The sequence below is a fragment of the Rhodococcus sp. NPDC057529 genome, from assembly GCF_042802055.1.
Taxonomy (GTDB): domain Bacteria; phylum Actinomycetota; class Actinomycetes; order Mycobacteriales; family Mycobacteriaceae; genus Rhodococcus_F.
Map to the genome: position 1 here is coordinate 217,533 of NZ_JBHVEY010000006.1, position 13,155 is coordinate 230,687.

General features: G+C 68.1%; 12 protein-coding genes. 7 read left to right on the forward strand and 5 right to left on the reverse strand.

Going from position 1 to position 13,155, the window contains the following annotated elements; all coding sequences use genetic code 11:
- Position 1: 1 nt before the first annotated feature.
- On the forward strand, positions 2-1,399 hold the full coding sequence (locus ACFU5V_RS14080) for a hypothetical protein (RefSeq protein ID WP_378432445.1): 1,398 nt from the start codon (positions 2-4) through the stop codon (positions 1,397-1,399).
- On the opposite strand, the gene ACFU5V_RS14085 is transcribed toward ACFU5V_RS14080, so the two are convergent.
- From ACFU5V_RS14085 to ACFU5V_RS14100, 4 genes are all read right to left on the reverse strand, one after another.
- Complete coding sequence (locus tag ACFU5V_RS14085; protein WP_378432441.1) at positions 1,377-1,754, reverse strand: PLDc N-terminal domain-containing protein; 378 nt, start codon at positions 1,752-1,754, stop codon at positions 1,377-1,379. The two genes, ACFU5V_RS14080 and ACFU5V_RS14085, sit on opposite strands and share 23 nt — an antisense overlap.
- Positions 1,755-1,784: 30 nt before the next feature.
- Entirely contained in the window at positions 1,785-2,072 is a 288-nt protein-coding gene (locus ACFU5V_RS14090) for an SHOCT domain-containing protein (protein ID WP_378699979.1), read from the reverse strand.
- Positions 2,073-2,105: 33 nt separating this feature from the next.
- Positions 2,106-2,555, reverse strand: coding sequence for a DUF6325 family protein (locus ACFU5V_RS14095; protein WP_378432439.1), 450 nt, complete (start codon positions 2,553-2,555; stop codon positions 2,106-2,108).
- Between the two features lie 91 nt (positions 2,556-2,646).
- Positions 2,647-2,862, reverse strand: a complete 216-nt coding sequence (locus tag ACFU5V_RS14100; protein WP_378432437.1) for a three-helix bundle dimerization domain-containing protein — start codon at positions 2,860-2,862, stop codon at positions 2,647-2,649.
- Positions 2,863-3,088: 226 nt separating this feature from the next.
- Between ACFU5V_RS14100 and ACFU5V_RS14105 the strand changes: the two genes are divergently transcribed.
- The 4 genes from ACFU5V_RS14105 to ACFU5V_RS14120 are packed head-to-tail and all read left to right on the forward strand — an operon-like array spanning position 3,089 to position 8,856.
- On the forward strand, positions 3,089-3,487 hold the full coding sequence (locus ACFU5V_RS14105) for a hypothetical protein (RefSeq protein WP_378432435.1): 399 nt from the start codon (positions 3,089-3,091) through the stop codon (positions 3,485-3,487).
- 22 nt (positions 3,488-3,509) lie between these two features.
- Positions 3,510-4,349: a polyphosphate kinase 2 gene (gene ppk2 / locus ACFU5V_RS14110; protein ID WP_378432434.1), complete on the forward strand. Its 840-nt coding sequence runs from the start codon at positions 3,510-3,512 to the stop codon at positions 4,347-4,349.
- 27 nt (positions 4,350-4,376) lie between these two features.
- Positions 4,377-7,130: a cation-translocating P-type ATPase gene (locus ACFU5V_RS14115; RefSeq protein WP_378432432.1), complete on the forward strand. Its 2,754-nt coding sequence runs from the start codon at positions 4,377-4,379 to the stop codon at positions 7,128-7,130.
- 10 nt (positions 7,131-7,140) lie between these two features.
- Positions 7,141-8,856 carry a SulP family inorganic anion transporter gene (locus ACFU5V_RS14120; protein WP_378432430.1) on the forward strand — a complete coding sequence of 572 codons (1,716 nt, stop codon included), beginning with the start codon at positions 7,141-7,143 and terminating at the stop codon, positions 8,854-8,856.
- Positions 8,857-8,863: 7 nt separating this feature from the next.
- Here the strand turns inward: ACFU5V_RS14120 and ACFU5V_RS14125 are convergent, their stop codons facing one another.
- Positions 8,864-9,838 carry a GlxA family transcriptional regulator gene (locus ACFU5V_RS14125; RefSeq protein WP_378432429.1) on the reverse strand — a complete coding sequence of 325 codons (975 nt, stop codon included), beginning with the start codon at positions 9,836-9,838 and terminating at the stop codon, positions 8,864-8,866.
- A 71-nt stretch (positions 9,839-9,909) separates the two neighbouring features.
- On the opposite strand from ACFU5V_RS14125, the gene ACFU5V_RS14130 reads away from it, so the two are divergent.
- Together ACFU5V_RS14130 and ACFU5V_RS14135 are read left to right on the forward strand one after the other, a co-directional pair.
- A complete protein-coding gene (locus ACFU5V_RS14130) occupies positions 9,910-11,220 on the forward strand; it encodes an MFS transporter (protein WP_378432427.1) in 1,311 nt (436 codons plus the stop codon).
- A gap of 50 nt (positions 11,221-11,270) precedes the next feature.
- Entirely contained in the window at positions 11,271-13,121 is a 1,851-nt protein-coding gene (locus ACFU5V_RS14135) for an AMP-dependent synthetase/ligase (protein WP_378432426.1), read from the forward strand.
- Positions 13,122-13,155: the final 34 nt, after the last annotated feature.

The following is a 13,155-nucleotide window of genomic DNA, read 5'->3' on the forward strand; positions in this document are numbered from 1 at the left end:
GATGGACGGGGCCACGGGCGCAGACGCGCTCGGCAAGGACGAACGCGCCGAACTGCTCCGGTTGCGCGACGAAGTCGCCACCCTGCGAGCCCAGGCGGCGGGTGAAGCTGCCGGTGTCCCCGCCGAACCGGTCTCCCACCCACCCCACAACGGGCTGCGCTGGACGGCGGTGACGATTCTGCTCGTACTCGTCGCCGTCCTCGCGGTCGCGTCGGTGACCGCCCGCTTCACCCGCAGCCAGATCCTCGACACCGACCGCTACGTGAGCACGGTCGCGCCGCTGGGCTCGAATCCCGCTCTGCAGGCGGATGTCACGAACCAGATCACCGACGAGATCTTCGCGCGCGTCGACGTCGAGGGTCTGACCACCGAAGCCCTCACCGCGCTGACCGACGTGACGAATCTCGCCGCGAACGCGCCGCGCCTCGACAAGGCGGTCGTCGGCCTCGCCCCGGTGCTCACCAGCCAGGCAAAGAACTTCGTCCACGACACCGTCAGCTCGCTCGTGCGATCCCAGCAGTTCGAAGACCTGTGGATCCAGGCGAACCGGGCCGCACACAACGCACTCGTGGCGGTGATGACGGGAAACTACGGCCTCAGCTCCGTGGAGGTCGACCAGAGCGGCACCGTCAGCATCTCCCTCGGTACCGTCATCGACCGCGTGAAATCGGAACTCGCCGGGCGCGGGTTCGCGTTCGCCGACAAGATCCCGTCGGTGGACAAGCAGTTCGTGCTCTTCCAATCTCCCGAACTCGTGAAGGCGCAGCGCGCCGTCCGCGCACTCGACAAGGCGTCGGCGATCCTGCCGTGGCTGGGCATCGCCTGCGCTGCCGCCGCCGTGGCCGTCGCACCCACCGGCCGGCGGCTCCGCGCCCTCGCGCTGGCGGGACTCGCGATCGCACTCGGAATGCTCGCTCTCGCAATCGGGATTCTCGTCGGACGAGCCATCTACCTCGACAGCGTCCCACCCGACATCCTGTCGCCCGATGCGGCGACGGCCGTCATCGACACGGTCCTCGTCCCGCTGCGGACGAGTCTGCGCGCGGTGGCGGTACTGGGCCTGGTGATCGCACTCGGCGCCTACCTCATCGGTGGCTCGTCCTCGGCGACCGCCGTCCGTCGCGGCTACGGGCAGGCACTCGACTTCGTTCGGCGGTCCGGCAGCGGCCGGCCACCGAACGAGGTGGAGCGGTGGGCCTACCAGCTCCGCATTCCGTTGCGCTGCGCGGTGATCGGTATCGCCGCGGTACTGCTGATGTTCTGGCGCTACCCCACCGGACTGGTCGTGCTGTGGATCGTCATCATCGGCCTGCTGGCGCTCGTGGCGATCGAGTTGCTCATCCGTCCGGCCCGCACGTCCGCCACGGCGACGGACGCTATGCCAGCGTCTTCGCCTTGATCGACTGGAACTCGGCTTCGGTGATCGCCCCGGAATCGAGGAGCGCCTTGGCATCCGAGATCTGCTGAGCCGGAGACTGCCCGGCGACGTCCCGAATGTAGGTGTCCTGCGCCCGCTTCACTTCCTGGGCGGCAGCCATCGACCGCTTCGCCATGCCGTCGCTGTTGACGATCAGGTAGATCAGCGCCGACAGGAACGGAACGAAGAACAGGAAGAAGATCCAGATCGCCTTCACCCAACCCGAAGTGTCGCGGTCCCGGAACAGATCCGTGATGATCGAGAACAGCACCGTCAGGTACGCCACGAAGGCGAAACAGACGAAGATGAACCAGAAAAACTCCCAGAAGCCTTCCATTTTCGGTGCTCCGTCCACTCGGTGTTGCGGTCAGGAAGCCAGGATTTTGGCCTTCTCTGCGTTGAATTCTTCCTCGGTGAGGACCCCCTGATCGCGAAGTTCACCGAGTTGTTTCAGGGCCGCAATACGATCCGTGCCAACGGCCTGCGGTGCGGGTTGCGCCGGGGGCGGGGGTGGGGGTGGCGGCGACTGCTGTTGCGGGGCAGGTTGATTCGCCGCCCACCGCTGCCCTTGCCTTCGCGAAACCCGGTTGGAGACGGCGGTCGCGGTGCCCGCCACGACGGCGGTCCGGGCGATCCCGCGCAGAAGTCCTGGCATGATGTGCTCCTCAGCTCTGGATTCGGCAGCCTGTCAGCTGGCGGAGTCGAGCGCGTCGAGCGCCGCCAGAATGCCCTGGACGGGAATGCGCCCGGACGCCACGAGCTGGGCCCCCTCGCGCCGCAGGGCGGAGGCGAACGGTGCGGCCCAACAATTCTCGTAGACGAGAATCGCTCCCGAACACCCCGGTTCGAGCACGGCCGCGGCCTCCTCGAGGTCGGTTCGGTCGATCAGGCCGGAGGCCGCTTCGGCGAAGAGCGTCACGTCGACACCGCCCTCGAAACCGAGGTCCTCGATCGCGATTCCGGACAGTGTTCCGTCGGTGTCCTTACGGACGAAGATCAGGTCGAGTACACGGATGATGTTCCGATCGACGAGATCGATGAGGAGTGGAAGTGCCGATCCGTCGGGTTTCCGGTCTGCGGGGAACTCCACGACGAGATAGTCGATGGGCCCGAGCACGTCGAGATCGTTGTCGTTCACCGCAGGACCTCTCTTCTGAAGACAGCAGCGGCAGCCACACAGGCCTTCGCTCAGTATCCACGAGCGGGTGTGGCGCCGCTAGAGCACAAAGTCACCCGACCGTTTCCGACGCCTCGCGGGCGGCGAGGTCGCGGCGGGCCGCCCTCTCGACGAGGAGGGGTATGAAGTCGCGAACCCTGCTCTCCGCCAGTCGCTTGTGAACAGTGCGCACGATGTGCTCGATGTCTACTGGTGAGAGCGAAGGGTACCGAGTGATCAGGCGCTCGATGACCCGCTCGACTTGAAGAAGTTCGTCGTCGCCGGTCATCGATCAATCGTCATCCCGGCAGACGGCCACCGTCAAGACACGAAACGGCCTCTCGAGCAACACGGTTCGGTTCCGGCACCCGAGTACGCCTGAGCCTGGAATGAATCCAGAATCCGACTGTGTCCGGAAATTCTGTTTCACGACTGCGCCGGGGGCCTCACGGCGGACAATGGGGGTACCGGGCCGCCGGCTCGCGGAGAGAACTCGCGGACAGAAAGGGACGGTCATGTCCGAGACATCATCGGTCAAGCAGGGCGTCGCGGCAGGCACCTCGATCGGGGCGGCCATCATCCTCGTCACCGTCGGCATCATCCAGTTCTTCCAAGGGGTCGCCGCCGTCGCCGAGAACGAAGTCTTCGTCGCCGGCATCGAATACGTCTACAAGCTGGACCTGACGACGTGGGGCTGGATCCACATCGTGCTGGGCATCGTGGTCCTGGGGGTCGGTCTGGCGCTGTTCACCGGGGCAGGGTGGGCGCGGGTGTCCGCGATCGTGATCGCGGCGATCTCGATACTCGCCAACTTCCTGTGGCTGCCGTACTACCCGTGGTGGTCGCTGCTCATCATCGCGCTCGACGTCGTCGTGATCTGGGCCGTGTCTACCTGGAATCCGGAGCAGGTCTGAACCCGGTAGAGCGGGAGAGACCGTGGGAAAGAAGAGCAAGCGCAGGGCCGGGGACGAACTCTCCCGGCCAGACGCCGCCGAACCGACCGCACCGATGAAGAACAAGGAGTACCGGCGGCTCCTGAAACCCCTCCACGCCGAACTCGTCGCACTGCAGGAGTGGGTGAAGTCCTCCGGTGCGAAGGTGTGCGTCGTCTTCGAGGGCCGTGACACCGCGGGCAAGGGCGGCGTCATCAAGGCGATCACCGAACGGGTGAGCCCGCGGGTGTTCCGAGTGGTCGCGCTGCCGGCGCCCACCGAGCGCGAGAAGTCGCAGATGTATGTGCAGCGGTACCTGCCGCACCTGCCCGCCGGCGGAGAGGTCGTCATCTTCGACCGCAGTTGGTACAACCGCGCGGGGGTCGAACGGGTACTCGGCTTCTGCACCGAGGAGGAAGCGGAGCACTTCCTCCAACTGATCCCGACGGTCGAACGCGCGATCGTCGACTCGGGGGTCATCCTGCTCAAGTACTGGCTGGAAGTGAACGAGGAACAGCAGACACTGCGCCTGCAGAGCCGGATGGACGACCCCCGGAAGTACTGGAAACTGTCGGAGCTCGACCTGAAGTCGTACAGCCGCTGGTACGACTACTCCCGCGCGCGAGACGCGATGTTCCACTACACCGACACCGGATGGGCGCCCTGGTACGTCGCGAACAACGACGACAAGAAACGCGGTCGGCTCAACGTCATCAGCCACTTGCTGAGCCAGGTCCCGTACGAGCCGCTGGACCGCCCCGACCTCACCCTGCCGAAGCGGCAGAAGGCGGAGGGCTATCAAGAACCGGGGCAACCCCTGCACTGGATCCCCACCCCGTACTGAGGGTCCGAGCCGAAAGGACGAGCGGTCATGGTCTCGACGGAATCCGCGCAGACGCACACGGCCTGGTACGCCCAGGACGCCGATGCCGTTGTCGCCGCGACAGCGTCCGATCAGCAGGCGGGCCTGACCGCCGGCGAAGCGGACGAACGCCGCCGCCGGCACGGTCCCAACGAGATCGCCTCCGAACCGGCGCCGTCGACGTGGGCGATCGCGCTGGCGCAGCTGAAGGATCTGATGAACCTGATGCTGGTCGCGGTGGCCGTCGTCAGCGTCCTCATCGGCGAGGTGCCGACGGCGATCATCGTCGCGGCGCTCGTCGTGCTCAACGTCGTGCTGGGCACGCGGCAGGAACTGAAGGCGCGCGCCAGTGTCGACGCGCTCGCGAAAATGCAGATACCGCAGGTTCGGGTGACGCGGGACGGGACGCTCGTGCAACTCGCCGCCACCGTCCTCGTGCCGGGCGACATCGTGCAACTCGAGGCCGGCGACGTCGTCCCCGCCGACGGCCGACTGCTCACGTCGGCGACCCTCGAGACCCAGGAGGCGGCGCTGACGGGCGAGAGCGCCCCCGTCCCGAAGGACACCCGGACCCTCGGCGCCGCGGACGTCCCCCTGGGCGACCGCAGCAACATGGTCTTCCAGAACACGTCGGTCACCCGGGGCACCGCCACCATGGTGGTCACCGAAACCGGCATGAGCACCCAGATGGGCCAGATCGCGTCGATGCTCTCGGCTGTCGCTCCGAGCAAGTCTCCGCTTCAGCGCGAACTGAATTCGCTCACCAAGGTGCTGGGGATCATCGCGTGGACGGCGGTCGCGCTCATCGTGATCCTCGGGGTGATCCGCGGGCAGAGCCTGACGACGGTGCTGCTGCTCGGCATCTCCATGGGGGTGTCCGCGATCCCGACCGGGCTGCCGACGTTCGTGCAGGCGATGCTGGCATTCGGGGCCCGTCAGCTGGCCGAGGCGAAGGCCGTCGTGAAGAACCTCACCGACGTCGAGACCCTCGGCGCCACCAGTGCGATCAACTCGGACAAGACCGGCACGCTGACGATGAACCAGATGACCGTGCGGTCGCTGTACTTCCACGGCCGGTGGTACACCGTCGACGGCGAGGGATACAGCAAGACGGGCCGGATCACCCAGACCGCGGGCGAGGCCGCCCCCGATTTCACCCTGCTCGCGTACGGACTGTGCCTCGACAGCGACGCTACCGTCTCCGATACCGGCGACGTCGTCGGCGATCCCACCGAGGCCGCGCTGGTCGTGCTCGCCGCCAAGATCGGCGTCGACGCCCCGCTCACCCGGCGCACGTATCCACGCGTCGCGGAGGTGCCGTTCGACTCCGCGTACAAGTTCATGGCCACGTTCCACCACCTCCAGGTCGACGGCAGCACGCAGTTCGTCGAACTCGTCAAGGGCGGGCCCGACGTGGTCCTCGCCCGCTGTACCACCGCCTTCCTGCCCGGCAGGCGCGCGGTGCCCCTCGACGACGTCCGGGACGAACTGACCGCGGCGAACCGGGAGTTGTCCGAGAAGGGGCTGCGGGTGCTGGCTTTCGCCGCCCGCCGACTCGACGGGCAGGAGGACGCCGCGGCGGCAGACCCCATGTCGTTCGTCGAAGACCTCACGTTCGTCGGGATGGTCGGCATCATCGACCCGCTGCGGCCGGAGGCGATCGACGCCGTGCGCACCGCCCACGCCGCGGGTATCGAGGTCCGCATGATCACCGGCGACCACGCGATCACCGCGTCGGCGATCGGCGCCGAACTCGGCCTCGGCCCCGGCGCGATCGGCGGCCCCGAACTCCAGGCCATGACGGACGAGGACCTCACCGCGGCCCTCCCGCGCCTGCACGTGTTCGGCCGCGTCACCCCCCAGGACAAGCTCCGTCTCGCCGACATCATGCAGCGGAGCGGCGCGGTCGTGGCGATGACCGGGGACGCCGTCAACGACGCCGCCGCACTGAAGAAGGCCGACATCGGCGTCGCCATGGGTTCGGGCAGCGAGGTGACGAAACAGGCGGGCAAGATGGTGCTCACCGACGACAACTTCGGAACCCTGATCACCGCGATCCGGCTGGGCCGCAACATCTACGAAAAGATCGTGTCGTACATCCGGTACCAGATGTCGAAACTGTTCTCGCTGGTGCTGCTGTTCCTCGTGGCGAGCATCTTCGACATCAACGACGGCGTCGCCCTCACGCCGCTCATGGTGTTGTTCCAGCACTTCTTCATCACGCTGTTCCCCGTCGCGGTCATCATGCTCGACCCGGCGCCGCCGGACCTGATGAACAAGCCGCCCCGGGACCCGCACACGCCGATCGCCAACCGGAAGGCGTTCACGCAATGGCTGGTGTACGGCGTCCTGCAGTTCGCCGTCACACTCGCCGCGATGCTGCTCGCACCGGGCGACATGAGCACGACCGAGGCGAGCGTTCCGATGACGACGGCGTTCGTGGTGCTGTCGCTCGGGTCGATCCTCGCCGGGCTCGTCATGCGCCGCGACCCGGAATCCGGTCTCACCCCACCGATCCTCGGCGCACTGAAGATCCTGTCGATCCCGGTCGTCGTCACCGTGTTCGCGGTCGAGATCGGTTTCCTCCAGGACCTCCTCATGACCACGTCGCTGACCGGTGGGCAGTGGCTCGCCTGCCTCGGCTGGTCGCTGATCATCCCGGTGGTCGTGGAGGCGGAGAAGGCTCTGCGCCGCAGGCGGCACGCGCGTCCGATCACTCCGATCTCCGCGGCGGCCGCGGTCGACCCGCAGCGTGCGCGCTGAGGCCGGCGTCATGTCCTGGACAGGAGGCCTCGCGCAGTTGCCCGGCATCGCGACGGCACGGGTGTACCGCCGCGAGTGGCTGCGCCCCGACATCACCGCCGGACTCGTCCTCACCGCACTGCTCATCCCCGCCGGAATGGGTTACGCGGAGGCCGCCGGGTTGCCCGCCTACGCCGGGCTCTACGCCACCATCGTCCCGCTCCTCGCGTACGCGGTGGTGGGTCCGTCGAAAATCCTTGTTCTCGGACCGGATTCGTCGCTCGCGCCGCTCATCGCCGCGGCGGTCCTGCCCCTCGCAGTCACCGACGACCCGGAGAGTGCCCTGGCCCTCGCAGGCATTCTGGGCGTCCTCATGGGCCTCATCCTCCTCGTCGGCGGGTTCCTGCATCTCGGCTTCGTGACCGAACTGCTGTCGAAGCCCATCCGGCTCGGGTACCTGAATGCGATCGCGCTCATCGTCATCGTCGGCCAGCTACCCAAGATGCTCGGGTTCGACGTCGACGCCTCCGGACTCCTCGGGGAGATCGGCGGAATCGGAAAGGCGGTGTTCGGGGGCGACATCGACCCCGTTGCCGCCGCGGTGGGTCTCGGCTCCCTCGTCGTCATCGTGGTGTTCCGCATCTGGATTCCCCGCATCCCCGGCGTCCTGGTGGCGGTCGTCGGAGCGATCGTCCTGTCGGCCGCGCTCGGTCTCACCGACGACATCGGGATGGTCGGCGCCCTCCCCACCGGCCTGCCGCTGCCGTCGTTCGGCGGCGTCGACTGGGGCGACGTGGGACAACTCGTGGGGCCGGCCGCCGGAATCGCCCTGATCGCGTTCGCCGACACGGGGGTTCTCTCGCGCACGTTCGCCGCCCGGCACGGCGAGGACGTGAACGGCAGCACCGAGATGAAGGCTGTCGGCGTCGCCAACATCGCGGGCGGGCTGTTCGGCGGATTCCCGATCTCGGCCAGCGGATCCCGCACCCCGGTGGCCGAACAGAGCGGCGCCCGCACACAATTGGCGTGTGTCGTCGGCGCCGTCGCGGTGCTGGTCTTCGTCCTCGTCGCCCCGGGTGTCACCGCCTACCTCCCCGACGCGACGCTGGGCGCCGTGGTGATCGTCGCGGCCACGGCGCTGGTCGACGTGGACGGCATGGTCCGCATGTGGCGGATGAGCAGCGTGGAATTCGGGCTCGCCGTCGCCGCGTTCCTCGGGGTCGCCCTGGTGGGTGTGCTGCAGGGCATCCTCGTCGCGATCGGACTGTCGTTCGTCGCCGTGGTCGCGCAGGCCTGGCAGCCGTACCGCACCGAACTCGTCCGGACGGCGGACCGGCCGGGCTTCCACGACGTCGAACGCCACCCCGGCGGCGACCGCATCCCCGGGCTGGTGCTGGTGCGCTTCGACGCCCCCCTGTTCTTCGCGAACGGCGAGATCTTCGACGAGTACGTGCGTTCAGTGGTGGCGGAGGCGCCGACCCCGGTCGAGTGGGTCGTCGTCGCCGCCGAGCCGATCACCGGACTCGACACCACCGCCGTCGACGAACTCGTCGACCTCGACACCTACCTCGAGGGCAAGGGAATCCACCTGGCGTTCGCGGAGATGAAGGGCCCGATCAAGGATCGGCTCATCCGGTTCGGGGTGGGCGACAGGTTCGACGCCACCCACTTCTACCCGACCATCGAGTCCGCGGTGGCGGCATTCCGCGACCGGGCCGGACGCGCCGAGGATCCGGCCGGAGACTGACTCTCGCTCAGACCGCCCGGCCCCGAAAGGTTCTGCGATACGCCGACGGCGGCACCCCCAGCACCGCACCCATGTGCTGCCGCAGGGAGGTGCCGGTTCCGAATCCGACCTCACGGGCGATGACGTCGACGGACAGGTCCGTGGTCTCGAGGAGTTGCCGCGCGCGGTCGACCCGGCGGGTGGTCAGCCAGCGGTTCGGGGTGGTGCCGACCTCCTCGCCGAAACGCCGGGTGAACGTGCGGACGCTCATGTTCGCGTGCGCCGCCAACCGGTTCAGCGCCAGCGGTTCGCCGAGGCGGTGCAGCGCCCACTCGCGGGTCGCCGCCGTCGACTCCGCCGTGGTCTCCGGGATCGGCCGCTCGATGTACTGGGCCTGCCCGCCGTCGCGCCACGGCGGGACGACGCATCGGCGCGCCACCCGGTTGGCGACGTCCGACCCGTGGTCGCGGCGCACGATGTGCAGGCAGAGGTCCAGTCCGGCGGCGACGCCGGCCGAGGTGAGGATGTGGCCCTCGTCGACGAACAGCACGTCGGGGTCGACCCGGACCTGCGGATACGTGCGCTGGAAGTGCTCGGTGTTGCGCCAGTGGGTGGTGGCGCGCAGGCCGTCGAGCAGCCCCGCCGCGGCGAGGATGTACGACCCGGTGCAGATCGAGACGTACCGCGTGCCGGGCCGGACGTACGCGAGCGCCCGCTCGAGGTCGGCGGGCAGACGGCCTTCGTCGTACGCGGGGCCGAGTTCGTAGGACGCGGGGATCACCACCGTGTCGGCGTCGGCGAGCAACTCCGGGCCGTGGTCGACGGACACCGAGAAGTCGGCGTCCGAGCGCACCGGCCGACCGTCGGCCGTGCACGTCTGCACGTCGTACAGCAGATTCCCGTCGGCGTCGTGGGCCCGCCCGAAGACCCGCGACGGGATGCCGAGTTCGAACGGGATCACACCGTTCAGGGCGAGCACGACCACACGATGACGCACAACCATGGCCAGATTCTTTCACATGTTGTCATTCCGGCAACTGTTCCGGCGCGGTGGCGTCGCGCAGACTTACCGTCGTGACGTCCGACATCGCGCCCCCGGCACCTCCTGCCCAGACGGCCCCGCCCCGCCTGCACTACGCCTGGCTCGTGGCGGCCGTCGCGTTCCTCGCCCTCGTGGGCGCAGCCAGCTTCCGCGCGGCGCCCTCGATCCTGATCGACCCCCTGCACGAGGACTTCGGCTGGTCGCGGGCGAGCATCTCGTCCGCCGTGTCGATCAACCTGGTGCTCTACGGTCTGACGTCGCCGTTCGCGGCGGCGCTCATGGAACGCTTCGGCATGCGCCGGGTGGTCACCGCCGCGCTGGTCCTCGTGTCCGCCGGCAGCGGCCTGACCGTCTTCATGACCGCCACCTGGCAACTCGTCCTGCTGTGGGGCGTGCTCGTCGGGCTCGGCACCGGCTCGATGGCACTCGCCTTCGTGGCCACCGTCGTCGACCGCTGGTTCGTCGCCCGCCGCGGCCTCGTCACCGGCATCCTCACCGCGGGCAGCGCCGCCGGACAGCTGGTGTTCCTGCCGATCCTCGCGATGGTCGCCGAGCACTACAACTGGCAGACCGTGGCGCTGACGGTGTCGTTCGCCGCCCTCGCCGTCGTGCCGCTGGTGCTCGTGTTCCTGCGCAACCGGCCGTCCGACGTCGGGACGGTCCCGTACGGCGCCGGGCCCGAGTACGTCGCGGAACCACCCGCCCCGAGTGGTCGCGGCGGCGCCGCGGGCCGGGCCGTGACGGTGCTGCTGTCGGCGGCGCGGACCCGGGTGTTCTGGCTGCTGGCCGGCACGTTCGCCATCTGCGGAGCGAGCACCAACGGACTCGTCGGCACCCACTTCGTGCCGGCCGCACACGACCACGGCATGCCGGTGACGGCGGCGGCGACCCTGCTGGCGGTGATCGGGATCTTCGACGTGATCGGCACCATCGCGTCGGGCTGGTTCACCGACCGGTTCGATTCACGCAAGCTCCTCGGCATCTACTACGTGCTGCGCGGGATCTCGCTGATGCTGCTGCCGATCCTGTTCGCGAACACCGTGCACCCGCCGATGATCGCGTTCGTCATCTTCTACGGCCTCGACTGGGTGGCGACCGTGCCCCCGACCGTCGCGCTGTGCCGCAAACATTTCGGCGGCGACGCCCCCATCGTGTTCGGCTGGGTGCTGGCGTCGCACCAGATCGGCGCCGGCCTCGTAGCGTTCCTCGCGGGACTGGTGCGCGACCAGTTCGGCGGCTACGACGCCGCGTTCTACGTCGCGGGCGGACTCTGCGCGATCGCGGCCGTGATGTCTCTCGCCATCGTCGCGAAACCCCGTACGGCGGCATCCGGGATCGCCTGACCCGCGCCGAAACCACTCCCCGGAGCGCCGCCGGTTCCTAAGATCGGTACATGGCAGCTCAGCGCGCATCGGACGAAGTCATTGACCGCTCCAAGATCGAGAATCGGGCTCCGTCGGTAGCCGCACTGTTCGTGGATCGGGTGGCCCACTCGCCCGGTCGCGAAGCGTTCCGATACGTCGACCCGGACGACCCGACCATGTGGGCCAGCGTCACCTGGTCGGAGGCGGGTGACCGGGTGCGCAACCTCGCGGCCGGTCTCATCGTCCTCGGCGTACAGGCCGAACAGCGGGTGGCGCTGGCCTCTGCCACCCGCTACGAATGGGTGCTCGCCGACCTCGCCGTGATGTGCGCCGGCGCGGCCACCACCACCGTGTATCCCACCAGCACGGCCTCCGACGTCGCCTACATCGTCGCGAACTCCGGCAGCCGCGTCGTCTTCGCCGAGGACGAGGCGCAACTCGCGAAGCTGCGCGAGAACCGCGGCGAACTCGGCGACGTCGAGAAGGTCGTCCTCATCGACGGCAGCGCCGCCGACGACGACTGGGTCATCACCTTCGACCAGCTGCACGACCTCGGCGAAGAACTGCTGGCCGAGACACCCGACGCCGTGCACGACCGGATCGAGGCCATCGCCCCCGACGACCTCGCCACCCTGATCTACACATCGGGCACCACCGGCAGGCCGAAGGGTGTGCGACTGTCGCACTCGGCGTGGACGTACGAAGCCGCCGCGATCGACGCCACCGGCATCCTCGACGCCGACGACCTGCAATACCTCTGGCTCCCGCTTTCCCACGTGTTCGGGAAGGTCCTGCTCACGCTGCCGCTGCAGATCGGTTTCGCGACCGCGGTCGACGGTCGCGTCGACAAGATCGTCGAGAACCTCGCGGTGGTCAAACCCACGTTCATGGGCGCCGCCCCCCGCATCTTCGAGAAGGCGTACGCGCGGATCGTCTCCACCGTCCGCGCGGAGGGCGGGCCGAAGGAGAAGATCTTCGACTGGGCCGTCGGCGTCGGCCTGCGGGTGTCGAAGGCCAAGCAGGCAGGCAAGGGCACGTCGCTGCTCGACTCGGTGCAGCACGCCGTCGCGGATCGGCTGGTGTACAGCACGATTCGCGAACGCTTCGGCGGACGCCTGAAGTTCTTCATCTCCGGGTCCGCGGCGCTCAATCGTGATGTCGCGCAATGGTTCGACGCCGTCGGCATCGTCGTCCTCGAAGGGTACGGACTGTCCGAGACCAGTGCCGCCTCGTTCGTCAACCGCCCGTCGGCATACCAGTTCGGCACCGTCGGCTGGCCCATCCCGGGCACCGAGACCCGGATCGCCGACGACGGTGAAATCCTCATCAAGGGTCCGGGCGTCATGAGCGGGTACCACGAGAACCCCGAGGCCACAGCCGAAGCGCTCACCGACGAAGGCTGGTTCCACACCGGCGACATCGGCGAACTCGACGACAAGGGCTACCTGCGGATCACCGACCGCAAGAAGGACATGTTCAAGACGTCCAACGGCAAATACGTCGCACCGTCCGCGCTGGCGGCCACGTTCAAGGGCATCTGCCCCTACGTCGGTGAACTCATCGTCGACGGCGAAGGGAAGTCGTACTGCGTCGCCCTGATCTCCCTCGACGCCGAATCGATCGAAGAATGGGCGAAGAACAACAACCTGGGCGGCAAGTCTCTCGCCGAGATCGCCAACGCCCAGGAGACCCGCAACCTGATCGGCGGCTACGTCGAGGAACTCAACGCCGGACTGAACCGGTGGGAACAGATCAAGAAGTTCCGCATCCTCGAACGGGAACTCACTGTCGAGAACGGCGAGATCACCCCGAGCATGAAGCTCAAGCGCAAGGTCGTGATGACCAACTTCTCCGGCGAACTGGAAAATCTCTACACCTGAGTTGACCCTCACGCGACGTAAGGCTGCACGGTAG